Consider the following 25,973-nt stretch of genomic DNA (forward strand, 5'->3'; position numbering starts at 1 on the left):
AAAAAGTAAGTGAGTACGTTTCACCCGACGACGATATTAAATCTTGTTGAGTGAGAAAGCATTCGTATAGAAGTCCAATTTTGAATTAGAAAGTTATTTTTAGAATTAATGAATGAAATAATAAATATTAAAAATACATAACACAGAAAATATTCACCACAATGATAAACATCATCCAGTTTGACTACACAAAACCGTCCACTTTTGTTACATTTTTTTTCAAACATACCCTGCGTTGATACTTAAAATGGACTGTCTGCTCCGCTTTGCACGACCTGCAGACGAAAAGTATCTGTAACGATATCACTGGAGAAAAAATGGCTAAGCGTAAATTGCTGCTTCTGGGTGTATTACTGTCTCTGGCGGGATCCGCATTCGCTGCCCCGCAAACGGCCGCTGCGCCATCGGGCATCAAGGCCTATGAAGAACAAGAGTTCATCGCTGACTTTACGAAATTCAAGATTGGCGATACCGCGCCGGCGCAGTATCAAACACCGGAGTACACTATCAAACAGTACCAGCTGCGTAACCTGCCGGCTCCGGATGCCGGAACCCACTGGACCTACATGGGTGAGAACTACGTGCTGATCGGCGATGCTGATGGCAAGATCTACAAAGCCTACAATGGAGATATTTTCTATCACCGCTAACGCAATTCTGATTCGCCCCTGGCAGGAAAGCGACCGCCCTTTCCTGCGCACGCTCTACCTCCACGCCCGGCGTGAAGCCTGGCCATGGCTGGACAACGCGGACTGGCAGCTTGAAGACTTTGACGCGGCAACCCGCGACGAAGTGATTTGGGTTGCTGTTCAGAACGGTCATCGCCTGGGTTTTGCCTCCGTCTGGACGAACGATAATTTCCTGCACAACCTGTTTGTCGATCCGCAGTATCAGAGCCTGGGCGTCGGGCATGAGTTGCTTGAACACGTACAGAAGACGTTTACCAGTACGGGTTCACTTAAGTGCCTGGTGAAGAATGCGCGGGCTATTGCGTTTTACCAGCGACACGGCTGGCACATAGAGGCGACGGGTAATTCTCCGGACGGAGAGTATTATTTGATGCACTATCGGTTGGGTTAAAGTCGGGTGGCGGCTTCGCCTTACCCGACCTAGGTGATGGTGCCATTTGTAGGCCGGGTAAGCGAAGCCACCCGGCAATTAGGAGCTGAGGAATTACACCGCGCGGAACGCGATTTCCCCTGGAATGATTTCACCCTGCCAGTAGAGCTGCGCCGCAACGCGTCCCGCCAGCTGGCGATACATTTCCGCAAATTCGCTGTCCGGACGGCTGACCACCGTTGGCTTTCCGCTGTCCAGATCTTCACGCAGGGTAATGTGCAGCGGCATCTGTCCCAGCAGCTGGGTGTGATACTTCGCGGCCAGTTTTTCTGCACCACCCGTACCGAAGATAGGTTCGTGGTGACCGCAGTTGCTGCAGATGTGCATGCTCATGTTCTCGACGATACCGAGCACCGGCACTTCCACCTTCTCGAACATCACGATGCCTTTTTTGGCGTCGATCAGCGCGATATCCTGCGGCGTAGTCACGACGACCGCTCCCGTGACCGGAATGTTCTGCGCCAGCGTCAGCTGAATGTCACCGGTGCCCGGCGGCATGTCCAGCACCAGATAATCCAGATCCGGCCACATCGTCTCCTGCAGCATCTGCAGCAGCGCTTTGCTGGCCATCGGGCCGCGCCAGACCATGGCGTTATCGTCAGTCACCAGGTAACCGATGGAGTTGGTCGCCAGACCGTGCGCCATAATTGGCGCCATGTGGGTCCCGTCCGGCGAGGTGGGGCGCTGGTTTTCCGCGCCCAGCATGTTAGGAATAGACGGACCGTAGATATCCGCATCCAGAATACCGACCTTTGCCCCTTCCGCTGCCAGCGCGAGCGCCAGGTTAACGGCGGTAGAAGATTTCCCTACCCCGCCCTTGCCCGAGCTGACGGCAATGATATTTTTCACGCCGTTCACGCCAGGCTGGTTTTTCACGCGCTTCAGCGTGGCGATGCTGTGGCTCAGCTTCCAGTCGATCGCCTTCGCACCGGTAATACGCAGCAGCTCAGAGCTGGTCTGCTCTTTCAGCGCGTCAAAAGCGCTGGTCCAGACGAACGGCATCTGCAGCTCAATGTGCAGGGTATCGTCCAGCCAGGCAACGTGGTGTAACGCTTTCAGCGTAGTGAGATTGTGCTTCAGGGTTGGATGCTGAAAGTTAGCCAGCGTCCCGGCGACCATTGCTCGTAAGGCTTCCGGTGATTTGGCCTGGGATTGAGAACTCATCCCGACTCCTTTGTAGTTGTTCTGAAAAAAGACGTGTAATTACCAAGTTTACCCCAGAGGTAACAATTATTCATTTATGGATTAATGCCCTTATCACTTGGCGTAGTTATTACCTTTCGGGTAACATCAAAAACCCTTTTCACAGTTAAAAGAAGTAATGCCTACTATGACTCAAGTCGCGAAGAAAATTCTGGTAACGTGCGCACTCCCGTACGCCAACGGCTCAATCCACCTCGGCCACATGCTGGAGCATATCCAGGCTGATGTCTGGGTCCGTTACCAGCGAATGCGCGGCCACGAGGTTAACTTCATCTGTGCGGACGATGCTCACGGCACGCCGATCATGCTGAAAGCGCAGCAGCTGGGGATCTCCCCGGAGCAGATGATTGCCGAAATGAGTCAGGAGCATCAGACTGATTTTGCTGGCTTTGACATCAGCTATGACAACTATCACTCCACGCACAGCGACGAAAACCGCGAGCTGTCGGAGCTGATCTACACCCGTCTGAAAGAGAACGGTTTTATCAAAAACCGCACCATCTCTCAGCTGTACGATCCGGAAAAAGGCATGTTCCTGCCGGACCGTTTCGTCAAAGGCACCTGCCCGAAATGTAAATCCCCGGACCAGTACGGCGATAACTGCGAAGTGTGCGGCGCGACCTACAGCCCGACCGAGCTTATCGAGCCGAAATCCGTGGTATCCGGCGCCACGCCCGTCATGCGTGACTCCGAGCACTTCTTCTTCGACCTGCCGTCCTTCAGCGAAATGCTGCAGGCGTGGACCCGCAGCGGCGCGCTGCAGGAACAGGTGGCGAACAAAATGCAGGAGTGGTTCGAATCCGGCCTGCAGCAGTGGGATATCTCCCGCGATGCGCCGTACTTCGGCTTTGAAATCCCGAACGCGCCGGGCAAATATTTCTACGTCTGGCTGGACGCGCCAATCGGCTACATGGGCTCCTTCAAGAACCTGTGCGACAAGCGTGGCGACACCGTCAGCTTCGACGAATACTGGAAGAAAGATTCCACGGCCGAGCTGTATCACTTCATCGGTAAAGACATCGTTTACTTCCACAGCCTGTTCTGGCCGGCGATGCTGGAAGGCAGCAACTTCCGCAAGCCAACCAACCTGTTCGTTCACGGCTACGTGACGGTGAACGGCGCGAAGATGTCCAAGTCTCGCGGGACGTTCATTAAGGCCAGCACCTGGCTGAACCACTTCGACGCGGACAGCCTGCGCTACTACTACACCGCGAAGCTCTCTTCCCGCATCGACGATATCGACCTGAACCTGGAAGATTTCGTGCAGCGCGTGAACGCGGACATCGTCAACAAGGTGGTAAACCTGGCCTCCCGTAACGCGGGCTTTATCGCCAAGCGTTTTGACGGCGTGATGGCGGCTGAACTGGCTGACCCTGCCCTGTACAAAACCTTTACCGACGCGGCAGCCACCATTGGCGACGCGTGGGAAACCCGTGAGTTCGGTAAAGCCGTGCGCGAAATCATGGCGCTGGCCGACCTGGCAAACCGCTATGTGGACGAACAGGCACCGTGGGTTGTCGCGAAACAGGAAGGTCGTGATGCCGATCTGCAGGCCATCTGCTCCATGGGCATCAACCTGTTCCGCGTGCTGATGACGTACCTGAAGCCGGTTCTGCCGCAGCTGGCAGCCCGCGCTGAAGCGTTCCTGAACACCGAACTGACCTGGGATGCCATGGCGCAGCCGCTGCTCGGCCACAAGGTGAACACCTTCAAGGCGCTGTACAACCGCATCGAGATGAAGCAGGTTGAAGCCCTGGTGGAAGCGTCTAAAGAAGAGGTTAAAGCGGCTGCGGCACCGGTGACCGGCCCGCTGGCAGACGATCCGATTCAGGAGACCATTACCTTTGACGATTTCGCCAAAGTTGACCTGCGCGTGGCGCTGATCGAAAACGCGGAATTCGTGGAAGGTTCTGACAAGCTGCTGCGCCTGACGCTGGATCTGGGCGGCGAGAAGCGTAACGTCTTCTCCGGCATCCGTTCAGCCTACCCGGATCCGCAGGTGCTGATCGGTCGTCAGACCGTGATGGTGGCGAACCTGGCGCCGCGCAAAATGCGCTTCGGCATCTCTGAAGGGATGGTGATGGCCGCAGGCCCCGGCGGGAAAGATATCTTCCTGTTAAGCCCTGACGAAGGCGCGAAGCCTGGCCAGCAGGTGAAATAACAAAAAAGCCGGAGATAATCTCCGGCTTTTTTTATGGCGTTTTGTTTTCTCCCTCTCCCCGTGGGAGAGGGTCGGGGTGAGGGCATCAGGCCGCCCCCTACCGCCTTTACGCCTTCGGGTGATGCACCCGGTGGGTCAGCCCGCGCAGGAAGTTACGCAGAAACTGATCGCCGCATTCGCGGTAGTTTTTATGATCCGGCGCGCGCATCATGGCGGTCACTTCCGGCACGGATACGCGATATTTTTGCTCCGTCATGATCGCCACGATATCGTCCGTTTTCAGCGAGAACGCGATGCGCAGCTTTTTCAGCACCGTATTGTTGTTCACGCGACGCTCCAGCGCCAGCTCCGGCGCGGCCGGATCTTTGCCACGCTTATCGTAAATCAGGCCGTTCAGGAAACCCGACAGAATAATATCCGGGCAGCGAACGAAGCCCTCTTCGTCTTCTTTGGTCATCCAGGTATCGAAACCGGCAGACGTGGATTCCATGTCCGACAGCGCAAGAATGCGCACCATGTCGTTGTTGTTTGCTTTCAGGGTGTAGCGCAGGCTACGAAGAATGTCGTTACTTAGCATAGAGCCTTCGAATGTCGATGATGCAATGGCGCGCAGTGTACCAGTTTTACAGGCCAATCGCCTCTTTCAAACTTTTGAGATAGCGACGGCTGACGGGTACCGTTTGCCCGGCACGCAGCACCAGCTCGGCCTGGCCGTTATCTTCCAGGCGGATCTCCTTCAGGTGCGCCATGTTCACCAGATACTGGCGGTGGCAGCGGATCAGCGGCGTGCGGCTCTCCAGCGTGCGCAGGGTCAGCTCGGTAAACCCTTCGTTCCCTTCCGCGCTGGTGACAAATACCCCGCTCAGGCGGCTGCTGACAAACGCCACATCATCCATCTGCAGAAGATAAATCCGGCTGTGCCCGGTGCAGGGGATAAACTTCAGCGGCTGCTGGTTTTCCGGCAGCAGCGTGACGTCCTGTACGGTTCGCTCCTGGCGTAAACGGGTGAGCGTTTTTTCCAGACGCTTCTCTTCGATCGGCTTGAGCAAATAGTCAAACGCGTGCTCCTCAAAGGCCTTAACGGCATATTCGTCGAACGCCGTCAGAAACACGATATAGGGGCGATGCGCCGGGTCGAGCATGCCGACCATCTCCAGCCCGCTGATGCGGGGCATCTGAATATCGAGGAACAGCACGTCCGGGCGCAGCTTGTGCACCGCGCCGATGGCCTCAATGGCGTTCGCGCACTCCCCCACAATCTCAATATCGGGCTGCTCCTGCAGCAGAACGCGCAGGTTTTCTCGTGCCAGCGGCTCGTCATCCACAATCAGCACTCTTAACATGCGTTTTCCTCCAGCGGCAGTCGTACGGTAATACGGGTAAATCGGTCTGGCTCACAGGCGACGGTAATGCCGCAGTCGTCGCCAAAATGGGCGCGCAGGCGTTTATCCACCAGGCTCATCCCTAAACCGCCCGAGGCGGAAGGCTGGTAAAGCCCGGCATTATCTTCAATATCCAGCACCAGATGGTGGTTGAAACGGCTGGCGGCAATGGTTATCTCCCCCGTTCCCAGAAGCTGTGACGTGCCGTGTTTAATGGCGTTTTCGACAATAGGCTGCAGGGTAAAGGCCGGGAGATGCTGATACGCCAGCTCGTCCGGAACGGAGAGCGACACCTGCAGGCGCGACTGGAAACGCGCCTGCTCGATCTGTAGATAGGCATTCACGTGCTCAATCTCATCGGCGAGGGTCACGATCTCAGACGGCCGTTTCAGGTTCTTACGGAAAAAGGTCGACAGAAACTGCACCAGCTGCGCGGCCTGATCGCTGTCGCGGCGGATCACCGCTTTGAGCGTGTTGAGGGCATTAAACAGGAAATGCGGGTTGACCTGGGCATGCAGCAGCTTAATTTCAGACTGCGTCAGCAGGGCTTTCTGCCGCTCATACTGCCCGGCGAGGATTTGCGCGGACAGCAGCTGGGCTATCCCCTCCCCCAGCGTGCGGTTGATGGAGCTGAACAGACGGTTTTTGGCCTCATACAGCTTGATAGTCCCCATCACCCGCTGATTTTCCCCGCGCAGTGGAATCACCAGCGTGGAGCCCAGCTTGCACTGCGGATGCAGCGAGCAGCGGTAAGGCACTTCGTTACCGTCGGCATACACCACCTCACCGGTTTCAATGGCGCGCAGCGTATAGGCTGAGGAGATCGGTCTACCCGGCAGATGGTGATCGTCCCCTGTGCCGGTAAAGGCCAGCAGCCGCTCGCGGTCGGTTATGGCCACCGCGCCGATATCCAGCTCCTTGTAAAGCACCTGCGCGACCTTCATGCTGTTCTCTTCGTTAAACCCCTGGCGCAGGATCCCTTCGGTCGAGGCGGCGACCTTCAGCGCCGTGGCGGAAAACGCCGAGGTGTACTTCTCAAACATGGCGCGCTTGTCGAGCAGAATGCGCATAAACAGCGCCGCACCCACGGTGTTGGTGACCATCATCGGAGCGGCAATGCTGCTGACCAGGTGCAGCGCATCTTCAAACGGACGGGCAATGAGCAGAATGATCGCCATCTGCGCCACTTCGGCCACAAAGGTAATGGCACCGGCGGTAAGCGGGCTAAAGACTTTATCCGGGCGGCCGCGTTTGATCATGTAGCTGTGCACCAGGCCGCCGAGCAGCCCTTCCACGATCGTCGAGATCATACAGCTCAGCGCCGTCATTCCGCCCATGGAATAGCGATGCAGACCCCCGGTTAAGCCGACAAGCCCACCGACGACGGGGCCGCCCAGCAGCCCGCCCATCACCGCGCCGATAGCGCGCGTGTTGGCAATAGAGTCTTCGATATGGAGGCCAAAATAGGTCCCCATAATGCAGAAAATAGAGAAGGTAACGTAGCAGAGCAGCTTATGCGGCAGGCGTACGGTAACCTGCATCAGCGGGATAAACAGGCGCGTTTTGCTCATCAGCCAGGCAATGACAAGAAACACGCACATCTGCTGAAGCAACAGCAGCACCAGATTAAACTCGTACATACTCAAAACCGCACACGCTAAAAACGCGTAACATACACTGATGCGGGTTTACTTTCTTTGAAGCATCCCAAAAAAGCGCAAAATCGTGTCCGTTATCACACCTTTTTCTGAATATCGCGCATGCTTCGCATTGTTTGTTCAAAAATCAATCAATTCTTCCTGGTTCGCCAAAGTAGGTCTACAGTTAAGCTGGGAACGCGTAAGCCAGGGGGCGAATATGGCGCTTTACACGATAGGTGAAGTGGCACTCCTTTGTGATATCAATCCCGTTACCCTACGGGCGTGGCAGCGACGGTATGGATTGCTTAAACCGCAGAGGACCGACGGTGGGCATCGCCTTTTCAATGAGGCCGATATCGACCGCATCCGCGAAATTAAAAGCTGGATCGACAACGGGGTGCAGGTCGGAAAAGTGAAGTCCCTGCTGAGCCATGACGACCCGGACACGCAACACCTCTGGCGCGAACAACAGGAAACCCTGCTGCGGCTTCTGCAGGCGGGGAATCTTCAGCGCCTGCGCGCATGGATAAAAGAGCAGGGCCGCGACTATCCGGCACAGACACTGATCTCCCATCTTTTCATTCCGCTCCGTCGACGTCTGCAATGCCAGCAGTCCACCCTGCAGGCGCTGCTGAGCATGCTCGACGGGGTGCTGATCAACTATATTGCCGTCTGCCTTGCCTCAGCGAAGAACAAAGCCGGAAAAGATGCGCTGGTGGTCGGTTGGAATGTACACGATACCACCCGCCTGTGGCTGGAAGCGTGGATTGCGACCCAGAAGGGCTGGCGCGTGGATGTCCTGGCGCACTCGCTGGCGCAGCTTAAGCCCGAGTTTTTCGACGGTCAGACCCTGCTGGTCTGGTGTGGCGAAGTGCCGTCCGCCACGCAGCAACAGCTGCTGACGGAATGGCGAGAGAATGGTTACCCGGTTTATTCCCTTGGCCCGGATGAGCCATAACGGCATTTAATGGTTCATTAACAGCTGCGCTTCACCGTATAATTGTTCCGTTAACAACAGGAGCACATGATGAAGGCAACCAAACTGGCCATTATTACCCTTTTTGTCCTGATGGCCGTGAGCGGTATCGGCGGCGTGATGCTGGCAGGATACTCGTTTATTGTTCGCGGCGGTGTCGGCTGAGGTACAGCGCCAGCCGCTCAAAAAGGCGATCGACGACGATTGCCGCCAGCGCGACCAGCACCGCCCCCTGCACAATGTAAGCCGTATTAAACCCGCTCAGGCCGATAATAATCGGCGTTCCCAGCGTATTGGCACCGACCGTAGACGCAATGGTCGCCGTCCCGATGTTAATAATCACCGACGTGCGGATCCCGGCAATGATAACCGGTGCCGCAAGCGGCAGTTCAACCTTACGCAGCCGCTGGCCGCGACTCATCCCCATCCCTTCAGCCACGCTTAGCACCGATGCCGGTACCGCCGCGAGGCCCGCCAGCGTGCCCTGCAGAACCGGCAGTACGCCGTATAAAATCAGCGCAATAATGGCGGGCTGCTGGCCAAAGCCCATCACCGGAACCGCTATCGCCAGCACCGCCACCGGGGGAAACGTCTGACCAATGGCCGCTATTGTCTCTACCAGCGGACGAAACTCCTTGCCCGCGGGCCGCGTAACCGCGATGCCTGCCCCTACCCCCAACACAACCGCGATGACGCTTGAAAGCGCCACCAGCCAGAGATGCGCCAGGGCGAGATTAATAAAGCTCTCCTGCTGATAGACCGGCCGCGGCAGCCCGGGAAAAAGGGCGTTAAACAGCGCCGCGCTGTGGGGCATCAGAAACAGTAAGGCGACAAAGAGCGCTACCAGCCAGAGGAGCGGATCACGCAGTGCCTTCACGCGTCACCTCCCCGGCCAGCAGATCGCGAAAATGTAAGGTTCCGCACGGCGCCCCGCGCGAGTCCGAGACGGGCAATACCTCGCACTGGCGCGCGACAAACGCGGAGAGAGCATCCCGCAGGCTCATCTGCGCCTGCAGCGGTTCGCCGCTCACCGGGAGCTCCTCCCGACGCATATAGTCGCTGACCGTCCGCAGGGAGAGCAGCCTCACGCCCAGCTCGCTGCGGCCAAAAAACTCGCGCACAAAGTCGTTCTTCGGCCATGTTAATAGCTCAAGCGGCGAGCCCTGCTGCACCACTTCGCCATGATCCATCAGCACCAGATGGTCGGCCAGGCGCAGAGCTTCATCAATATCGTGCGTCACGAGAACGATCGTCCGTCCGAGAATGCGGTGAATGCGGGTCATCTCCGCCTGCAGTGCCCCGCGCGTAACCGGATCCAGCGCGCCGAAGGGTTCATCCATCAGCAGTACCTGCGGGTTAGCCGCCAGCGCGCGCGCCACGCCCACGCGCTGTTGCTGGCCTCCGGAAAGCTGGTGCGGATAGCGATCGCGCAGCGCGGGCTCCAGCCCCAGGAGCGACATGAGTTCATCCACCCGGTCGGCGATTTTCACCCGCGACCATTTCTCCAGCTGCAGCACGGTGGCGATGTTCTGCGCCACCGTCCAGTGCGGAAACAGGCCGATAGACTGAATGGCATAGCCCATCCGGCGGCGCAGCTCCAGCACCGGCAGGCTGCGGATCTCTTCCCCGGCAAAGCGGATCAGCCCGCTGTCGTGCTCAACCAGGCGGTTGATCATCTTCAGGGTGGTGGATTTTCCCGAGCCCGAGGTGCCAATCAGCACGGAAAACGCCCCCTCGGCAAAGTTCAGGTTCAGGTGGCTCGCCGCCGGGCGACCGGCAAAGGTTTTACTGACATCATGAAATTCAATCATTGGCTCTTCTCCTGAGCAGCGCGAGCCATAAGGCAAACAGCGCGTCGACGACAACCGCCAGCGCAATCGTGGGCACCACGCCCAGTAACACCAGATCGAGGGCACTGCTGAGCAGCCCCTGAAACACCAGCGCGCCAAAGCCGCCCGCACCAATCAGCGCCGCTATCACCGCCATGCCGACGGTTTGTACCGCCACCACCCGCAGGCTGCGCAGCAGCAGGGGCAGCGCCAGCGGCAGCTGAATTTTCCAGAAACACTGCCGCGCGCTCATCCCCATCGCATGGGCACTTTCAAGCACATCCGGCGCGACCTGACCCAGCCCCGCGACCACGCCGCGCACCAGCGGCAGCAGCGCATACAGCACCAGCGCGATAAGCGCGGGCGTTAACCCCGTTCCGGCTATGCCGAGCGTACCCAGCACCGGAAATGACTTCACCAGCCCCGCCAGCGGGGCAATCAGCAGGCCAAACAGCGCGACGGAAGGGATGGTCTGGATCACGTTGAGCACGGCAAAGACCCCACCCTGGCGTGAAGGATGACGATAGCACCACATGCCGAGCGGTATCCCGACCAGCAGAGCCGGGATCAGCGTGCCAAAAAGGATCGTCAGGTGTTGCGCCAGGGCATCATCAAACACCTCCTGACGGTTGGCGTACTCTTTCAGCAGCGAGAGATTGTTCAGCTCACCGCTGAACAGCAGGAACAAGGGAATGCACCATATCTGCGCGTTGAGCACCCAGCGCCAGACGCCGCTGGTGATGAGTCGACGAATGGCGTCGCTGCTGGCCAGCAGACACAGCGCCAGCCACAGCCAGAGGCCGCTGCCCACCGTGGTTCTCGCCAGCGGGCTTTCCGCCGACGCCATATGCGTCGCCGCCTGCCCGGCCCCCCAGAACAGGATGATAAACAGCCCTTCAGCGAGGAGCAGCGTCAGCCACTGCGCCGTGCGCCCTTGCCAGAGCGAAAGCGCAACCCACGCGGCCAGCGCCGCCGCCAGCCACCACGGCGTGAAGGACCAGACGTCCCAGAGAGAGCGCCCTTCCCCTGACATCAGGCGGTTAGGGGCGACATTTACAAACGGCAGCGCGACTGCCGCGATGGCCACGAAGGCCAAGAGCAGCAGTACGCGGTTATGACATTTTATTGGCACAGCCCTTTCCCGTTACTTCACAAGCCCTTGTTGTTTCAGGAAGTCGGCGGCCACTTTTTTGGCATCCAGCCCCTCGACGGCAATGCTGGCATTCAGCTGTTGCAGCGTTTTTTCATCCAGTTTTTCGAAGACCGGTTTGAGCCATTCTGCAATATCCGGATAGGCTTTCAGCACCGCCTCACGCACGACCGGGGTCGGGGCGTAAATCGGCTGTACGCCTTTAGGATCGGTCAGGGTTTGCAGGCCGAGCGCCGCCACCGGGCCGTCGGTGCCGTAGGCCATTGCCGCGTTAACGCCGGAAGTTTGCTGCGCCGCCGCCTTAATGGTTACCGCCGTATCCCCGCCCGCCAGCGAGAGCAGCTGCGCCTGGTCGAGCTTGAAGTCGTAGGCTTTTTCGAAAGCAGGGAGCGCGTCAGGACGCTCGATAAACTCCGCGGACGCTGCCAGCTTAAAGTCGCCCTTCTCTTTCAGATAGCGACTGAGATCCGTAAGCGTAGTCAGCTTGCCTTTCTCCGCCACGTCCTTGCGCACGGCGATAGTCCAGGTGTTGTTGGCCGGGGCCGGCGTCAGCCAGACCAGCTTGTACTGTTCCGCGTCCAGTTTTTTGACTTTCTCATACCCGGCTTTGGCGTTTTTCCATGCCGGATCGTTTTCATCTTTGAAGAAGAATGCCCCGTTGCCGGTGTATTCCGGATAGATATCAAGCTCGCCGGAGGTGATCGCCCGCGCACGACGGGCGTGGTGCCGAGCTGAACTTTATTGACGGTTTTCACGCCGTGGCTTTCCAGCACCTGCAAAATAATATTGCCGAGCAGCGCGCCTTCGGTATCGATCTTTGAGCCCACTTTTACCGGCTCCGCCGCCTGTAACGGCAGGCTCAGCGCCGCCAGCAGCACCGCAGATCCCAACATCCCCTTTGCAATCGTCATTCCGCTATCCTCATTTTTTTATCGCCTTTTTCAGAGGCTTGAGAGAAAAGCGTAGCTTAAAACAGCGGATTTACCCGGCAAAATGCCTTTTTAGCATAACGTAAGACGCATCCCCCGGAAGTCGGGGGATGCAAAGGAAGGAAGGTTACAGCAGCTCGAACTCGCCTTTATTCACGCGGGCAGAATCCACCCCGATAAAGACGTTAAACTTGCCCGGTTCCGCATCGTATTTCATCTGCTGGTTCCAGAACTTCAGCGCATCCACGTCAATCGGGAAGCTGATGGTTTGGGTTTCGCCCGGCTTCAGGTTGACCTTCTCGAAGCCGCGCAGCTGTTTCACCGGACGGCTCATCGAGGCGGTGACATCCTGAACGTACATCTGAATCACCGTTGCCCCTTCGCGCTTGCCGGTGTTGGTCACCTCGACGCTGGCGGTAACTTTGCCGTCACGCTTCAGGGTCGGCGCCGACATTTTCACGTCAGAAACCTTGAAGCTGGTGTAGCTCAGACCGTAACCAAACGGATACAGCGGGCCGTTAGCTTCGTCGAAGTAACGGGACGTGTACTTGTTCGGCTTGTCGGCGTTATACGGGCGACCGGTGTTCAGGTGGCTGTAGTAGACCGGGATCTGCCCAACGGAGCGCGGGAAGGACATCGGCAGCTTGCCCGACGGGTTGTAATCACCAAACAGCACGTCGGCGATGGCGTTACCGCCTTCGGTACCGGCGAACCAGGTTTCCAGAATGGCGTCAGCCTGCTGGTCCTCTTTCACCAGCGCCAGCGGACGACCGTTCATCAGTACCAGCACCAGCGGCTTGCCGGTGGCTTTCAGGGCGGCGATCAGATCGCGCTGGCTCTGCGGAATGGTGATGTCGGTACGGCTGGAGGCCTCGTGCGCCATACCCTGCGCTTCGCCCACGACCGCGACAACCACGTCAGACTGTTTCGCGGTATTCACCGCCTCGTCGATCATCTCCTTCGGCGTGCGCGGATCGACCTTCACCGCTTCCTCGTACTGGTTGAGGAAGGTGACGATGTCTTTATCGTTGGTGACGTTCGCCCCTTTGGCGTACACCACTTTCGCGTTATCACCCACGGCACTCTTAATCCCGGTCAGCACGGTCACGGACTGGTCGGCCACGCCTGCGGCAGACCAGCTGCCCATCACGTCGCGCTTGCTGTCGGCCAGCGGGCCCACCACGGCAATGGTGCCGGATTTTTTCAGCGGCAGCGTGTCGAGGCGGTTTTTCAGCAGCACCAGGCTTTCGCGCGCCACGTCACGCGCTTCTTTGCGGTGCAGGCGGCTTTCGGCGTTGGTATCTGCCGGGTCAGAATCCTTCGGCCCAAGATGACTGTACGGATCGTTAAACAGACCCATGTCGTATTTCACGTTCAGCACGTGGCGCGCGGCATCGTCCAGCTCCGCCATCGTGACCTTGCCGCTCTTCACCAGCCCCGGCAGGTATTTGCTGTAGTACTCGTCGCTCATGCTCATGTTGATGCCCGACTTGAGCGCCACGCGCACCGCGTCTTCCGGATCGGAGGCGGTACCGTGTTTAATCAGCTCTTTAATCGCGCCGTGGTCGGAAACGGTGATGCCCTTAAAGCCCCACTGGTCGCGCAGCACGTCTTTCAGCAGCCATGAATCGGACGTCGCAGGCGTGCCGTTCAGCGAGTTCAGCGCCACCATCACCGCGCCGCTGCCCGCATCCAGCCCTGCCTTGTACGGCGGCATGTAGTCGTTGAACAGGCGCTGCGGGCTCATGTCGACGGTGTTGTACTCTTTCCCGCCCTCCACTGCGCCATAGGCCGCGAAGTGTTTGACGCTGGTCATCACCGAGTAGCGATCCGCCGGGCTTTTGCCCTGCATCGCTTCCACCATGGTTTTACCCATCGTGGAGGTTAAATACGTATCTTCACCAAAGCCTTCCGAACCGCGGCCCCAGCGTGGATCGCGCGAGACGTCCACCATTGGCGCCCAGGTCATGTTCAGGCCGTCGTCCGCCGCTTCATAAGCCGACACGCGCCCGACGGTTTTCACCGCGTCGAGGTTAAAGGAGGAGGCTAAACCGAGGCTAATCGGGAAAACGGTACGCTGGCCGTGCACCACGTCATAGGCAAAAAACAGCGGAATTTTCAGGCGGCTGAGATCCATCACCTGATCCTGCATCTTGCGGATATCCTGGCGGGTGACGGTATTAAAGATGGCCCCTACCTGCCCGTCTTTGATCATCTCGCGGATGGCCTCTTTCGGGTTATCCGGACCGACGCTGATAAGACGCAGCTGGCCGATTTTCTCATCGACCGTCATTTTCTTGAGCAATTCAGTGACAAACGCGTCCCGTGCTTCAGGCGTGAGCGGGTGATTACCAAACAAATCCTCTGCCAGCGCAGGTTGCAGCGCCAGGCTGACGGCGACACCTACAGAACATAGCCATTTCATGTCGTTTTACTCTCTCATCAATAACCGCCGGACGATCTCGGCCATACCGTGCGAAAAGCGCAGTGTGCCACAAACCCTCGAAACGTTGCAGGGTTATTCTCTGATTTTTCTCGTGAATACTCGACCGCTTAACAGTTAATCGCGCTATGCTTTACAGCGAGAAATTTGCCCCACCACAAGGAGTGGAAGATGTCTTCTGTTCGAACAAACGATAACACGGCTTTTATTAACGAACTGTCGCGCCAGGTTGGCTCCTCTCACCTGCTTACCGACCCGGCCAAAACCGCCCGCTACCGCAAAGGCTTCCGCTCCGGTCAGGGCGAAGCGCTGGCGGTGGTCTTCCCCGGCACGCTGCTGGAGCTGTGGCGCGTCCTGAGCGCCTGCGTCGCCGCCGACAAGATTATTTTAATGCAGGCCGCCAATACCGGCCTGACCGAAGGCTCCACGCCGAACGGCAACGATTACGATCGCGACATCGTGATTATCAGCACCCTGCGCCTCGACAAACTGCACCTGCTGGACAAAGGCGAGCAGGTGCTCGCGTTCCCCGGCACAACGCTCTACTCCCTGGAAAAAGCGCTTAAGCCGCTGGGCCGTGAGCCGCACTCTGTGATTGGCTCCTCCTGCATTGGCGCCTCGGTGGTCGGTGGGATCTGCAACAACTCCGGCGGTTCGCTGGTGCAGCGCGGCCCGGCCTACACCGAGATGTCGCTTTTTGCCCGTATTGATGAAAACGGCAAGCTGACGCTGGTGAACCATCTGGGAATCGATCTCGGCGCGACGCCGGAACAGATCCTCAGCAAGCTCGACGACGATCGCGTGAAGGACGAAGACGTGCAGCACGACGGTCGTCATGCGCACGATCACGACTACGTGACCCGCGTGCGGGATATCGACGCCGATACGCCGGCGCGCTACAACGCCGATCCGGACCGCCTGTTTGAATCCTCCGGCTGCGCCGGGAAGCTGGCCGTTTTTGCCGTGCGTCTGGATACTTTCCCGGCGGAGAAAAAGCAGCAGGTGTTTTACATTGGCACCAATCAGCCCGAGGTTCTGACCGAAATTCGTCGTCATATTCTGGGCGAATTCACCCATCTGCCGGTGGCGGGCGAGTACATGCACCGGGACATTTACGACATCGCCGAGCGTTACGGCAAAGATACGTTCCTGATGATCGACAAGCTCGGCACCGACAAAATGCCGTTCTTCTTCACCATGAAGGGCCGCACCGACGCGATGCTGGAGAAGGTGTCGCTGTTCAAACCCCACTTCACCGACCGCTTTATGCAGAAGCTGGGCAACGTTTTCCCGGCGCATCTGCCGGAGCGAATGAAAACCTGGCGCGATAAGTACGAGCACCACCTGCTGCTGAAAATGGCCGGGGACGGAATTGCCGAAGCGCAGTCCTGGCTGACCGAATTCTTCAAAAACGCCGAAGGGGATTTCTTTGCCTGTACGCCTGAAGAGGGCAGCAAAGCGTTCCTGCACCGTTTTGCCGCCGCAGGCGCCGCCATCCGTTATCAGGCGGTGCATTCCGAAGAGGTGGAAGATATTCTGGCGCTGGATATCGCCCTGCGACGTAACGACACCGAGTGGTTTGAGCACCTCCCTCCGGAAATCGACAGCAAGCTGGTGCATAAGCTCTATTACGGCCACTTTATGTGTTATGTCTTCCATCAGGATTACATCGTCAAAAAAGGGGTCGATGCGCACGAACTGAAGGAGCAGATGCTCGCCCTGCTGCGTGAACGCGGCGCACAATATCCTGCGGAACATAACGTCGGGCATCTTTATAAAGCCCCTGACGCACTTAAGCAGTTTTATCGCGAGAATGACCCTACAAACAGCATGAATCCCGGCATTGGTAAAACAACGCGGAAGAAATACTGGAAAGAGAGCGCGGACGCGGAGCAGCGCGTAACGCAAGCGTCTGATTAATTCCTATAGCCAAATTTGAGAGATTGTTTAGCGCGCCTTAATCGTAATAGAGTAACCGTCTGACGCCGGAGGAACGTTTCTCCGGCTTTCTATAACGAGGAGCAGGCACATCATGTCGGCTGTTGATGTTTTATCCGAGACCGAACTGGAAGTGCGCGATGCCCTTCCCGATGATGTGCATGCCATCGCCGCCATCTATGCATGGCATGTGCTGCACGGGCGCGCGTCATTTGAAGAAGTCCCCCCTACCATCGACGAAATGCGTCAGCGTATGAAAAGCGTGGCTGAGAGCGGTTTGCCGTGGCTTATCGCGCTGTATCGCGGCATCGTGGTGGGCTACTGCTACGCCACGCCTTACCGCCCGCGACACGCCTACCGCTATACCCTGGAAGAGTCGATTTACGTGGATGCCAGCATTACCGGGCGCGGTTTTGGTTCGGCATTAATGGATGCGCTGATCGCCCGCTGCGAGCAAGGCCCGTGGCGGCAGATGATTGCCGTTGTGGGCGATGGCAACAATAATTCCGGCTCGCTGCGGCTGCATAAAAAGCACGGCTTCGAGATTGTCGGTCAGCTGCGCAGCGTGGGGTATAAGAAAGGCGACTGGCGGGATACGGTGATTATGCAGCGCTCGCTCAACGATGGGGACTGGACGCTGCCGGAATAAACGCAAAACGGTAACCTGGGTTACCGTTTTTAGTGTTTTCGCCCTCTCCCTGCGGGAGAGGGTCGGGGTAAGGGCATCAGCGCGTACAAACGACTCAGTCGTTCTGCGCCGTCGCCATCTGTTCCGCTTTCTGCTTTTTATACGTCAATGCTGCGGCCGGAACGGGCTGCACTTTCCCGGTTTCAATCCAGGTACGCAGGCGGCTCGCGTCCGCGAAGTGGGTATATTTGCCGAAGGCATCCATCACCACCAGCGCCACCGGCTTACCGTTAAACACGGTGCGCATCACCAGACAGTGTCCTGCCGCGTTGGTAAAGCCGGTTTTGGTTAACTGAATATTCCAGTTATCGCGGTATACCAGATGGTTAGTGTTGCGGAACGGCAGCGTATAGGCCGGGTTCGCAAAGGTCGCCATCTCTTCACGGGTAGTGCTGAGCTGACCAATCAGCGGATACTGTTTGCTGGCAATCAGCAGTTTCGTCAGATCGCGGGCCGTGGAGACGTTGTTGATCGACAGTCCCGTCGGTTCAACATAATGCGTATTGGTCATCCCCAGCGCTTTGGCTTTCGCGTTCATCGCGCGGATAAAGGCGTCATAGCCGCCCGGATAGTGGTGCGCCAGGCTCGCCGCCGCACGGTTTTCAGACGACATCAGCGCCAGCAGCAGCATATTTTTACGGCTGATTTCACTGTTCAGACGCACGCGGGAGTAGATCCCCTTCATCTCCGGCGTGTGGCTGATGTCCACTTTCAATTTTTCGTCCAGCGGCAGATGTGCATCAAGCACCACCATCGCGGTCATTAATTTGGTAATCGAGGCGATCGGGCGCACCAGGTCCGGATGGCTGGCGTAGATCACCTTATTGGTGTTGAGATCGACAATCATCGCGCTGCCGGACGCAATTTGCGGCTGAGCAGCAGCGGCGGTCACCGCGGGCGTTTTAGCGACGGCCGGCACGGCAGCGGACGCGCCCAGCAGCAGCGCCAGGCTAAGTAAAGAGACTCGGAATTTCAGCATGGTGAGACTTCTGATAATTATTCACGCACGTCATGACGTACACCGCCTGTATCAACGGATAAACACAGGCTGGCTTCGGCATCATAGCGGTCACCGGGCGTTGTCGCCAGCGGATAATCGTGAACAGATGCTGCATTGCTGGCATTTACGCCAGCAATGCAGTGAACTCAGAAGAGACGGTATCCGTAACCCCAAAGAATAACCGTCAGCGCCAGTAGCGCCTCCAGCACCAGCACCCCAATAGCGAGTGTTGAACTGGAAAAACTCAGGCCTTCTTCTTTATTGATATTCAGGAAGGTTGGAACCCCCAGATACAGCAGATATCCGGTGTAAAAGAGGGCAATAGTACCGATCAGCGCGCACAGCCAGACCAGTGGATAGAGCGCAACAATACCGCTTAAGAACAGCGGGGTCGCGACGTATCCGGCAAAGACCATACAGTGCGCCAGCGATGGACGTTGCGGGTAGTTACGCGCCATCCAGTGAATGACGCGGCCCATTACCGCCACACCCGCCAGCATCAGGCCATAAAAAACGATGGCCAGATAGAGCCCGGTAAACCAGGAAAGCTGAACCACGGTGCCATCACCGAAGTTCCAGCCGATTTGTGTTGTTCCGATAAAAGCGCATATTACCGGCACCGCAGCCATCAGCAGCACGTGGTGCGTGTAATGATGCGAGACCGTTTCGTTCTCACTTTTAATGACATGCATCTCACGATCGGGATGGGAGAAAAGTCCCCAGACATGGTTCATAGCGCCCCCTTGTTGTCGGCCCGTCAGCGATACCTTAAGTATAATGCAGGCTTTAGATTATTTTATGTACAGTGGGAAATTTCCGTTGATTTCCCCGCTGTTGATTCATGGGGTATATGATTAAACGAGGTAAGCAGAGGGAGATAACATTTACGTAATGGATATTAACGCACTTATTGAACAATATGGATATGCCGCGCTGGTCGTCGGTAGCGTGGCAGAAGGTGAAACCATCACGCTGTTAGGCGGCGTCGCCGCGCATCAGGGCTTACTGAAATTCCCGCTGGTCGTCGCAGCGGTCGCGCTCGGCGGAATGATTGGCGATCAGCTGCTCTACTTTCTCGGGCTGCGCTTCGGGCCCACGCTGCTTAAGCGTTTCGCAAAGCATCAGAAGAAAATCCGCCGCGCTCAACGGCTCATTCAACGTCATCCCTATCTGTTCGTCATCGGCACGCGCTTTATGTATGGCTTTCGCATTATCGGGCCGATACTGATTGGCGCCAGCCATCTGCCGCCAAAAATTTTCCTGCCGCTCAATGTTCTTGGTGCGATAGCCTGGGCGCTGATCTTTACGACGCTCGGCTACGTCGGGGGCGAAGTGATTGGCCCGTGGCTGCATAATCTCGACCAGCACCTGAAGCACTGGGCGTGGTTGATTCTGGTGGTTGCGGCGGTGATCGGGGTCAGGCTGTGGCTGAAGCACCGGGATAAGACGCGGGATGAGGAGTGAGTGCGGTCTCCTCCCCTCACCCCGGCCCTCTCCCAAAGGGAGAGGGTGTTTTTGTTCCCTCTCCCTTTGGGAGAGGGTTAGGGTGAGGGAAAACTACCCCTCCGGCTTAAACTGCGGGTTCGCCAGCATAAAGCCCCCGTCGACAATAAACGATTGCCCCGTCGTGTAGCTGGCGTCGCTGTCGCACAGCCATGCCACCAGGCTGGCAATCTCTCTGGTGTGGCCCGGTCTTGCCAGCGGGATTTCCGGCATTGAGCCCTCCTTCACTTCGCTGTCGTCCATGTCGTTCATCGGTGTGGCAATGGCGCCCGGCGCGACGGCGTTCACCAGAATGTTGTGCTTAACCAGTTCCATCGCCATGGATTTGGTTAACCCGCCGAGTGCGTGTTTTGCCGCCGTGTAGGCGCTGGCCTCCGGCAGCGGCGTGTGCTCGTGCACCGAGGTGATATTCACAATCCGCCCCCCTTCCCCCTGCTTCACCATCTGCCGGGCGGCAATCTGCGAACAGAGAAACGCGCCGTCTACGTCGACGGTGAAAATGTTCCGCCAGTCGTCAAACGGCATCTCAAGGAACGGCGCTTTGGTCATCGCACCCGCATTGTTGACCAGCACGTCCAGCCGACCAAAACGCGCAATCAGCGTTTCAATGGCCTCTGCGCCTTCCGGCAGCGTGCTTAAATCAAGATGGATAGCCTCTGCGCGCTGCCCCTGCGCTTCAACTTCGCGGCAGGTTTCCAGCGCCCCTTTTTCATCCGAGTGCCAGGTGACGCCAATATCAAACCCGCGCTCTGCGAGCATCAGCGCCGTGGTTTTACCAATCCCGGAATCCGATGCGGTCACTATCGCTACTCTGGTCATACTCACCTCCTGAAAAACTGCAAAGAGGTAAGTATAGATAATGACCATTTTTAGCCATGATGATAGCCGCCGCCCAGCGCCGACGTCAGCTGCAGCGTGGCGTCGACATACTGGCCTTTCAGCAACAATCCGGCGAGGTCTTCCCTGAGGGCCGGGATCCTGGCTTCACTGACCCGCGAGCCCGCAACGATCCCCGCGCTGAAACGCGCCTGCGCCAGCGCCACAACCCGCGCCGCATCTTTTTCGACCTGCTGCTGATGGCGGTTCTTCGCCGTCAGCGTTTCGACTTCGCTGGCCGTGCGCGCCACCTGATTGACCGCTTCGACCACCGCTTTGTTGTAGTTCGCGACCGAGAGATTGTTCTGCGCCTGGGCGATATCCAGGCTGGCGTTCAGCCTGCCGCTGTCGAAGATCGGCAGCGTCAGCCCGGCGGTCACGCCCATCTGCTGCGCTGAAGCGCGAAACAGATCGCTCAGATGGAGGGCATCCTGCTGTAAGAACGCCATCAGGTTCACGTCAGGGTAGAAAGCCGCTCTGGCGGCCTCCACCTCGCTCATGGAGGCTTCGATATACCAGTGCGCCTCCTGAAGATCCGGACGGCGTGCCAGCAGTTCATAACCGAGCGTCGGCGGTAGCGCGGCGTCAACCGTCGGCAGCGGATGCCGCGTAAGCGTCACGGAGGAAGAATTCGTCAGCGCGACCAGACGCGCCTCAACGGCTTTCATCTTCCCGTTGACTTCTGCCAGCTGTTCTTCGGTTTTGTTGGCGTCGATATCGGTTTCCACCCCTTCCACGGAGGAGGTGATCCCGTGCTGATACAGTTCGCGGTCGGCGCCGATTATGTTGTCCTGCTCATGTTTGATCTGCGCGAGAACCTCCCCTGCGGCGGCCTGAGTTTGCCACTCCCAGTAGAGCCGCGCCACGCTGCTGGCCAGCAGCTGGCGGGTCTGCTCCAGCTCCGCTTTTTGCGCATTCACTTTGCCAATCCGGGCCTCGACCCGGGCGCGATTTTTTCCCCACAGATCGAGATCCCAGACTGCGGTCAGCCCAAAGGTGCCGTTGGTGTACCACGGCCCGGTGGTGCCTGCAGCCGGGTCGGTAAGGGCGAAAGGCCCCATCAGCCCTTCGGCGGACATTTTCTGGCGTTCCGCATCGGCGGAAAAATCAATCTGCGGACCGTCAGCGGCCATTGCGGCTTTGGCCTGGGCTTCGGCAAGCGTAATGCGCTGACGGGCAATCTGCATATCCGGCGCATCGCTCAACGCTTTCGCAATCAGCCCGTTAAGCTGGGGATCGTTATACGCTTTCCACCACTCATTCTTCGGCCAGTCCTGATGATTCAGAACCGTATTCACCGACGCCGCAGCGGTTTGCATTTTAATGGGAGACACCGTGGCATGTTCAGGCGCACAGGCCGCCAGAATAAAAGCGAAGGGTGCACTCAGAGATAAAATAAGAGAACGCTTCATGACGCCATACACTCAAAAAATAAAGGCGCACGTTACGCTCGATATCGTTCATTTTTTTAGTAACGCGTGGCAATCCGCAAATTGTCATACATTTTAATACCCGGAAATTTATTCCCGAAGAGAATGATTAAATTCAATGCATTCACGCCAAATATAAATACGCTGCTACACTTATTCAGGACATACATGAGCGGGAGAAAGGAATGAAAATATTACTGTGGGTTATTTTAATTATATTTCTGATAGGGCTCTTAGTGGTTACCGGCGTATTCAAGATGATTTTCTGATCTATTTGCCCGGCTCAGAGCCGGGCAACGTCATTAATATCAGGCTTTCAGCGAAGCCCCTTTCGTGGCAATCACCTCTTTATACCAGTAGAAACTTTTCTTACAGCTGCGCGCCAGCGTGCCGTTACCGCCGTCATCGCGATCGACGTAAATAAAGCCGTAGCGCTTGGAGAGTTCAGCTTTAGACGCGCTCACCAGGTCGATTGGCCCCCAGCTGGTATACCCCATCACCTCAACGCCGTCGTCAATGGCTTCACGCACCTGCACCAGGTGGTCGTTAAGGTAGCTGATGCGATAATCATCCTGCACCACGCCGTCCGCATCCGGTTTATCCTTCGCCCCGAGGCCATTTTCCACGATAAACAACGGCTTCTGATAGCGATCCCAGAGCACGTTTAACAGAGTACGCAGGCCGATGGGGTCAATCTGCCAGCCCCATTCGGAACTTGCCAGATGCGGGTTTGGCACCATGCTCAGGATATTGCCGCGCGCCTGCTGGTTGAGGGCCTCATCCGCGGTGACGCAGCCCGTCATGTAGTAGCTGAACGAGATAAAATCGACGGTCGATTTCAGCGCCTCGCGGTCGTCATCCGTGACCTCAAGCTGAATCCCGCTGTCGCGGAAGAAGCGCTGCATATAGCCCGGGTAGGCGCCACGGCACTGCACGTCGCCAAAGAATTGCCACGCGCGGTTTTCCTGCAGCGTCTCCAGAACATCTTCCGGCTTGCAGGTCAGCGGATACATCAGGCCGCCCAGCAGCATGTTGCCGATTCTGGCATCCGGGATAATCTCGTGGCAGGCCTTCACGGCCAGCGCGCTGGCCACCAGCTGGTGGTGGATCGCCTGGTACACCTCCCCTTTGCTGCTGGTTTCCGGCAGGCCCACGCCGGTCATCGGCGCGTGCAGAGACATATTGATCTCGTTGAAGGTCAGCCAGAGCTTCACCTTCTCCTTGTAGCGCGCAAACACGGTACGGGCGTAGCGCTCGAAGAACCCAATGGTCTGGCGGCTGCCCCACCCGCCGTACTGCTTCACCAGCCCCCACGGCATTTCGTAATGCGAGAGCGTCACCAGCGGGGTAATGTTGTGCGCGGCAAGCTCGTCAAACAGCCGGTCGTAAAACGCCAGCCCCGCCTCGTTAGGCTGCTGCTCGTCGCCGTTCGGAAAAATGCGGGTCCAGGCAATGGAGACCCGCAGGCAGCTAAAGCCCATCTCAGCGAACAGTTTGATGTCTTCCGGGTAGCGGTGATAGAAGTCGATGGCGACGTCCTTGATGCCGCTGTCGCCCGCCACGCGCTCAACCACCGGGCCGAAGACACCCTGCGGCTGAACGTCCGAGGTGGATAGCCCTTTCCCCTCCTCCAGATACGCGCCTTCTACCTGATTCGCGGCAACCGCGCCGCCCCATAAAAAATCGTCCGGGAAAGTTTTCATCACGTTCTCCTGTTATTGATGGCTTACGCTGAGTAACGGCGCACCGGCGCTGACGGACGTTGCCGCCACGGTCACCACGTCACGATACTCATCGCTGTTACTGATAATGATCGGGGTCGCCAGGTCGTATCCGGCATCGATAATCGCCTGTCGGTCAAACTCCAGCAGCAGATCGCCGGGCTGCACCCTGTCGCCCACCTTCACGTGGGCGGTAAACGGCCTGCCGTCGAGCTTCACGGTGTCGATCCCCACGTGGATCAACACTTCAATACCGCTGTCGCTGAGCAGGCCGATGGCGTGTTTGGTCTGAAACAGCGAGGCCACCACGCCGGCAAACGGGGCCACCACTTTGTTATCCGAGGGAATAATCGCGGCACCGCTGCCCAGCAGGCCGCTGGCAAACGTGGTATCCGGCACCTGGTCGAGCGCCAGAACGGTCCCGGTCATCGGGGATAAGACATCGTTTTCCCCTGCCGTAACCGCAGCTTCCGCCGCTGCGCGTCCCGGCATGCCCGCCGCCAGCGTCAACCCGCAGCTCAGCACCAGCGCTACCGCGGTGCCGATCACGCCGCCCCACAGCGTGGCGTTTACCCCACCCGGCGGAATCATCTGGGCGATGGTAAAGATATTGGCGAAGCCGAAGGAGTAAACGTGGGTATCGCTGAAGCCGACAATCGCGCCGCCGATAGCTCCCGCCACGCAGCCAAAGATAAACGGACGGCGCAGCGGCAGGTTTACGCCATACACAGCGGGTTCGGTGATACCGAAAATCCCTGCCGTAACGGACGACCCGGCCAGCATTTTCTGACGGGCATCGCGGGTACGCAGGAAGATCCCCAGCGCCGCCCCCACCTGGCCAAACACCGCGGGCAATAGCATTGGCAGCATGGAGTCATGCCCCAGCACCGCCAGGTTGTTAATCATCAGCGGCACCAGCCCCCAGTGCAGGCCAAAAATAACGCAGACCTGCCACAGCGCGCCCATCGCCGCGCCCGCCAACCACGGTGCCAGAATGTAAATGCTCTGATAGCCGTTCGCCAGCATCTGGCTCAGCCAGGTCGCCAGCGGCCCGATAACGAGGAAGGTCAGCGGCACGGTTAATCCTAAGCAGATCAGCGGCGCGAAGAAGTTTTTCATCGAGGAAGGCAGCAGCCTGGTGCTCTGCTTTTCCAGCCAGCAGCTGACCCACGCGGCGAGAATAATCGGGATCACCGACGAGCTGTAGTTAAACCAGGTGACAGGAATGCCCAAAAAAGCGTCCGATACCGCGCCCGGCTGCTGGCTGGCGTTAAACGCCGCAATCATCATCGGATGGGTGAGCGCCCCGCCGATGACCATGGTAATAAACGGGTTGCCGCCGAATTTTTTCCCGGCGGTGTAGCCCAGCACCAGCGGGAAGAAGAAGAACAGCGCGTCGCTGGCGGCGAACCAGATTTTATAGGTGCCGCTCTCAGTGCTGAGCCAGCCGCACACCACCGCCAGCGCCAGCAGCCCTTTCAGAATACCGGACGCGGCCAGAATGCCGATAAACGGAGTGAAAATCCCGGAGACGATGTCAATCAGGCGGCCCAGCAGGTTGCCCTTTTCCCCCCTCTCTTCCACGGCGGGCGCGTCATCGGTAAGGCCTGCCTCATTGCGCACCGCCTGCCAGACGTCGTGGACGTGGTTGCCAATCACTACCTGAAACTGGCCGCCGCTTTCGACCACCATGATCACGCCCGGGTTTTTCTTCAGCCCTTCCGCATCCGCCCGTTGATTCTCTTTTAGTTTGAAGCGAAGCCGGGTCGCGCAGTGCACAAGACTGACGATGTTCTCTTTTCCGCCAACGTGGCCGAGAATATCCTTCGCTAAAGCCTGGTATTCCATCTCGATTTCCTTACATCCGATGCCTGCAGGCACCTGTTGACTGAGTACAAAAAATAAAAAAACCCGAGAACGACCTTCTGACGAAGGCCGCGCTCAGGTTTTGCCTGCGAGATGCAGTAACAATCCTGTTTTGAGGC

At 57.8% G+C, this 25,973-nt stretch carries 22 protein-coding genes and 2 pseudogenes; 9 read left to right on the top strand and 15 right to left on the bottom strand.

Annotation, left to right across the window (positions count from 1 at the left end):
• Window positions 1-317 precede the first annotated feature (317 nt).
• The gene (locus EnteroDNA1_RS06785; RefSeq protein WP_023336316.1) at window positions 318-650 is read left to right on the top strand and encodes an RcnB family protein; all 333 of its coding nucleotides are present in this window, start codon (window positions 318-320) and stop codon (window positions 648-650) included.
• Window positions 625-1,080, top strand: coding sequence for a GNAT family N-acetyltransferase (locus EnteroDNA1_RS06790; protein ID WP_231926990.1), 456 nt, complete (start codon window positions 625-627; stop codon window positions 1,078-1,080). The genes EnteroDNA1_RS06785 and EnteroDNA1_RS06790 overlap by 26 nt, the downstream gene beginning before the upstream one ends.
• Window positions 1,081-1,173: 93 nt before the next feature.
• Here the strand turns inward: EnteroDNA1_RS06790 and apbC are convergent, their stop codons facing one another.
• Window positions 1,174-2,283 (bottom strand): iron-sulfur cluster carrier protein ApbC, encoded by a 1,110-nt coding sequence (apbC, locus tag EnteroDNA1_RS06795; RefSeq protein ID WP_029740176.1) that lies wholly within the window; start codon window positions 2,281-2,283, stop codon window positions 1,174-1,176.
• Window positions 2,284-2,449: 166 nt separating this feature from the next.
• On the opposite strand from apbC, the gene metG reads away from it, so the two are divergent.
• Window positions 2,450-4,483 (top strand): methionine--tRNA ligase, encoded by a 2,034-nt coding sequence (metG, locus tag EnteroDNA1_RS06800; protein WP_032658904.1) that lies wholly within the window; start codon window positions 2,450-2,452, stop codon window positions 4,481-4,483.
• Between the two features lie 106 nt (window positions 4,484-4,589).
• On the opposite strand, the gene EnteroDNA1_RS06805 is transcribed toward metG, so the two are convergent.
• Genes EnteroDNA1_RS06805 through EnteroDNA1_RS06815 form a run of 3 tightly spaced genes read right to left on the bottom strand, consistent with a single transcriptional unit; the run spans window position 4,590 to window position 7,505 of the window.
• Window positions 4,590-5,060, bottom strand: a complete 471-nt coding sequence (locus EnteroDNA1_RS06805) for a DUF1456 family protein (protein ID WP_023312442.1) — start codon at window positions 5,058-5,060, stop codon at window positions 4,590-4,592.
• Between the two features lie 46 nt (window positions 5,061-5,106).
• On the bottom strand, window positions 5,107-5,826 hold the full coding sequence (btsR, locus tag EnteroDNA1_RS06810) for a two-component system response regulator BtsR (protein WP_023312443.1): 720 nt from the start codon (window positions 5,824-5,826) through the stop codon (window positions 5,107-5,109).
• Entirely contained in the window at window positions 5,820-7,505 is a 1,686-nt protein-coding gene (locus tag EnteroDNA1_RS06815; RefSeq protein WP_064672826.1) for a sensor histidine kinase, read from the bottom strand. The genes btsR and EnteroDNA1_RS06815 overlap by 7 nt, the downstream gene beginning before the upstream one ends.
• A 217-nt stretch (window positions 7,506-7,722) precedes the next feature.
• Here EnteroDNA1_RS06815 and mlrA point away from each other — a divergent pair, with 217 nt between their 5' ends.
• Window positions 7,723-8,463: an HTH-type transcriptional regulator MlrA gene (gene mlrA / locus EnteroDNA1_RS06820; RefSeq protein WP_033146010.1), complete on the top strand. Its 741-nt coding sequence runs from the start codon at window positions 7,723-7,725 to the stop codon at window positions 8,461-8,463.
• 69 nt (window positions 8,464-8,532) lie between these two features.
• Complete coding sequence (locus EnteroDNA1_RS22165) at window positions 8,533-8,646, top strand: protein YohO (RefSeq protein WP_008500895.1); 114 nt, start codon at window positions 8,533-8,535, stop codon at window positions 8,644-8,646.
• On the opposite strand, the gene EnteroDNA1_RS06825 is transcribed toward EnteroDNA1_RS22165, so the two are convergent.
• The 5 genes and pseudogenes from EnteroDNA1_RS06825 to bglX all read right to left on the bottom strand — a co-directional run bounded on the left by EnteroDNA1_RS06825 (window position 8,621) and on the right by bglX (window position 14,814).
• Window positions 8,621-9,358, bottom strand: a complete 738-nt coding sequence (locus EnteroDNA1_RS06825; protein WP_064672827.1) for an ABC transporter permease — start codon at window positions 9,356-9,358, stop codon at window positions 8,621-8,623. The genes EnteroDNA1_RS22165 and EnteroDNA1_RS06825 overlap by 26 nt on opposite strands.
• Window positions 9,342-10,292, bottom strand: coding sequence for an ABC transporter ATP-binding protein (locus EnteroDNA1_RS06830; protein ID WP_069303072.1), 951 nt, complete (start codon window positions 10,290-10,292; stop codon window positions 9,342-9,344). Before EnteroDNA1_RS06830 ends, EnteroDNA1_RS06825 begins: the two co-directional genes overlap by 17 nt.
• On the bottom strand, window positions 10,285-11,442 hold the full coding sequence (locus EnteroDNA1_RS06835) for an ABC transporter permease (protein WP_069303073.1): 1,158 nt from the start codon (window positions 11,440-11,442) through the stop codon (window positions 10,285-10,287). Before EnteroDNA1_RS06835 ends, EnteroDNA1_RS06830 begins: the two co-directional genes overlap by 8 nt.
• A gap of 12 nt (window positions 11,443-11,454) precedes the next feature.
• A pseudogene (gene osmF / locus EnteroDNA1_RS06840) lies at window positions 11,455-12,371 on the bottom strand (glycine betaine ABC transporter substrate-binding protein OsmF).
• 145 nt (window positions 12,372-12,516) lie between these two features.
• Window positions 12,517-14,814, bottom strand: a complete 2,298-nt coding sequence (bglX, locus tag EnteroDNA1_RS06845) for a beta-glucosidase BglX (protein ID WP_047060524.1) — start codon at window positions 14,812-14,814, stop codon at window positions 12,517-12,519.
• A gap of 189 nt (window positions 14,815-15,003) precedes the next feature.
• On the opposite strand from bglX, the gene dld reads away from it, so the two are divergent.
• The gene (gene dld, locus EnteroDNA1_RS06850) at window positions 15,004-16,752 is read left to right on the top strand and encodes a D-lactate dehydrogenase (protein ID WP_069303074.1); all 1,749 of its coding nucleotides are present in this window, start codon (window positions 15,004-15,006) and stop codon (window positions 16,750-16,752) included.
• Between the two features lie 112 nt (window positions 16,753-16,864).
• Window positions 16,865-17,419 carry a GNAT family N-acetyltransferase gene (locus EnteroDNA1_RS06855; RefSeq protein ID WP_069303075.1) on the top strand — a complete coding sequence of 185 codons (555 nt, stop codon included), beginning with the start codon at window positions 16,865-16,867 and terminating at the stop codon, window positions 17,417-17,419.
• A gap of 94 nt (window positions 17,420-17,513) precedes the next feature.
• On the opposite strand, the gene pbpG is transcribed toward EnteroDNA1_RS06855, so the two are convergent.
• Window positions 17,514-18,437, bottom strand: coding sequence for a D-alanyl-D-alanine endopeptidase (gene pbpG / locus EnteroDNA1_RS06860; RefSeq protein WP_023312453.1), 924 nt, complete (start codon window positions 18,435-18,437; stop codon window positions 17,514-17,516).
• Between the two features lie 167 nt (window positions 18,438-18,604).
• Complete coding sequence (locus EnteroDNA1_RS06865; protein WP_023312454.1) at window positions 18,605-19,192, bottom strand: Yip1 family protein; 588 nt, start codon at window positions 19,190-19,192, stop codon at window positions 18,605-18,607.
• Window positions 19,193-19,349: 157 nt separating this feature from the next.
• Here EnteroDNA1_RS06865 and EnteroDNA1_RS06870 point away from each other — a divergent pair, with 157 nt between their 5' ends.
• Window positions 19,350-19,922: a DedA family protein gene (locus tag EnteroDNA1_RS06870; RefSeq protein ID WP_039263154.1), complete on the top strand. Its 573-nt coding sequence runs from the start codon at window positions 19,350-19,352 to the stop codon at window positions 19,920-19,922.
• A gap of 93 nt (window positions 19,923-20,015) precedes the next feature.
• On the opposite strand, the gene EnteroDNA1_RS06875 is transcribed toward EnteroDNA1_RS06870, so the two are convergent.
• Window positions 20,016-20,780: an SDR family oxidoreductase gene (locus EnteroDNA1_RS06875; protein WP_073001511.1), complete on the bottom strand. Its 765-nt coding sequence runs from the start codon at window positions 20,778-20,780 to the stop codon at window positions 20,016-20,018.
• A 50-nt stretch (window positions 20,781-20,830) separates the two neighbouring features.
• Window positions 20,831-22,249, bottom strand: a complete 1,419-nt coding sequence (mdtQ, locus tag EnteroDNA1_RS06880) for a multidrug resistance outer membrane protein MdtQ (protein ID WP_069303076.1) — start codon at window positions 22,247-22,249, stop codon at window positions 20,831-20,833.
• A 203-nt stretch (window positions 22,250-22,452) separates the two neighbouring features.
• On the opposite strand from mdtQ, the gene yohP reads away from it, so the two are divergent.
• The gene (yohP, locus tag EnteroDNA1_RS22685) at window positions 22,453-22,536 is read left to right on the top strand and encodes a small membrane protein YohP (protein ID WP_015572324.1); all 84 of its coding nucleotides are present in this window, start codon (window positions 22,453-22,455) and stop codon (window positions 22,534-22,536) included.
• Between the two features lie 39 nt (window positions 22,537-22,575).
• Here yohP and EnteroDNA1_RS06885 read toward each other — a convergent pair whose 3' ends face one another.
• Window positions 22,576-23,970, bottom strand: coding sequence for a glycoside hydrolase family 1 protein (locus EnteroDNA1_RS06885; RefSeq protein ID WP_069303077.1), 1,395 nt, complete (start codon window positions 23,968-23,970; stop codon window positions 22,576-22,578).
• A 12-nt stretch (window positions 23,971-23,982) separates the two neighbouring features.
• Window positions 23,983-25,949: pseudogene (gene bglF / locus EnteroDNA1_RS06890) on the bottom strand (PTS beta-glucoside transporter subunit IIABC).
• Between the last annotated feature and the right edge of the window lie 24 nt (window positions 25,950-25,973).

Source organism: Enterobacter sp. HK169 (assembly GCF_001719105.1).
Lineage (GTDB): Bacteria > Pseudomonadota > Gammaproteobacteria > Enterobacterales > Enterobacteriaceae > Enterobacter > Enterobacter asburiae_B.

Bases quoted from the DNA above. Each gene is read 5' to 3' on its own strand.
- EnteroDNA1_RS06785 (WP_023336316.1), top strand. From the start codon at position 318: ATGGCTAAGCGTAAATTGCTGCTTCTGGGTGTATTACTGTCTCTGGCG.
- EnteroDNA1_RS06790 (WP_231926990.1), top strand. From the start codon at position 625: ATGGAGATATTTTCTATCACCGCTAACGCAATTCTGATTCGCCCCTGG.
- apbC (WP_029740176.1), bottom strand. From the start codon at position 2,283: ATGAGTTCTCAATCCCAGGCCAAATCACCGGAAGCCTTACGAGCAATG.
- metG (WP_032658904.1), top strand. From the start codon at position 2,450: ATGACTCAAGTCGCGAAGAAAATTCTGGTAACGTGCGCACTCCCGTAC.
- EnteroDNA1_RS06805 (WP_023312442.1), bottom strand. From the start codon at position 5,060: ATGCTAAGTAACGACATTCTTCGTAGCCTGCGCTACACCCTGAAAGCA.
- btsR (WP_023312443.1), bottom strand. From the start codon at position 5,826: ATGTTAAGAGTGCTGATTGTGGATGACGAGCCGCTGGCACGAGAAAAC.
- EnteroDNA1_RS06815 (WP_064672826.1), bottom strand. From the start codon at position 7,505: ATGTACGAGTTTAATCTGGTGCTGCTGTTGCTTCAGCAGATGTGCGTG.
- mlrA (WP_033146010.1), top strand. From the start codon at position 7,723: ATGGCGCTTTACACGATAGGTGAAGTGGCACTCCTTTGTGATATCAAT.
- EnteroDNA1_RS22165 (WP_008500895.1), top strand. From the start codon at position 8,533: ATGAAGGCAACCAAACTGGCCATTATTACCCTTTTTGTCCTGATGGCC.
- EnteroDNA1_RS06830 (WP_069303072.1), bottom strand. From the start codon at position 10,292: ATGATTGAATTTCATGATGTCAGTAAAACCTTTGCCGGTCGCCCGGCG.
- bglX (WP_047060524.1), bottom strand. From the start codon at position 14,814: ATGAAATGGCTATGTTCTGTAGGTGTCGCCGTCAGCCTGGCGCTGCAA.
- dld (WP_069303074.1), top strand. From the start codon at position 15,004: ATGTCTTCTGTTCGAACAAACGATAACACGGCTTTTATTAACGAACTG.
- EnteroDNA1_RS06855 (WP_069303075.1), top strand. From the start codon at position 16,865: ATGTCGGCTGTTGATGTTTTATCCGAGACCGAACTGGAAGTGCGCGAT.
- pbpG (WP_023312453.1), bottom strand. From the start codon at position 18,437: ATGCTGAAATTCCGAGTCTCTTTACTTAGCCTGGCGCTGCTGCTGGGC.
- EnteroDNA1_RS06865 (WP_023312454.1), bottom strand. From the start codon at position 19,192: ATGAACCATGTCTGGGGACTTTTCTCCCATCCCGATCGTGAGATGCAT.
- EnteroDNA1_RS06870 (WP_039263154.1), top strand. From the start codon at position 19,350: ATGGATATTAACGCACTTATTGAACAATATGGATATGCCGCGCTGGTC.
- EnteroDNA1_RS06875 (WP_073001511.1), bottom strand. From the start codon at position 20,780: ATGACCAGAGTAGCGATAGTGACCGCATCGGATTCCGGGATTGGTAAA.
- mdtQ (WP_069303076.1), bottom strand. From the start codon at position 22,249: ATGAAGCGTTCTCTTATTTTATCTCTGAGTGCACCCTTCGCTTTTATT.
- yohP (WP_015572324.1), top strand. From the start codon at position 22,453: ATGAAAATATTACTGTGGGTTATTTTAATTATATTTCTGATAGGGCTC.
- EnteroDNA1_RS06885 (WP_069303077.1), bottom strand. From the start codon at position 23,970: ATGAAAACTTTCCCGGACGATTTTTTATGGGGCGGCGCGGTTGCCGCG.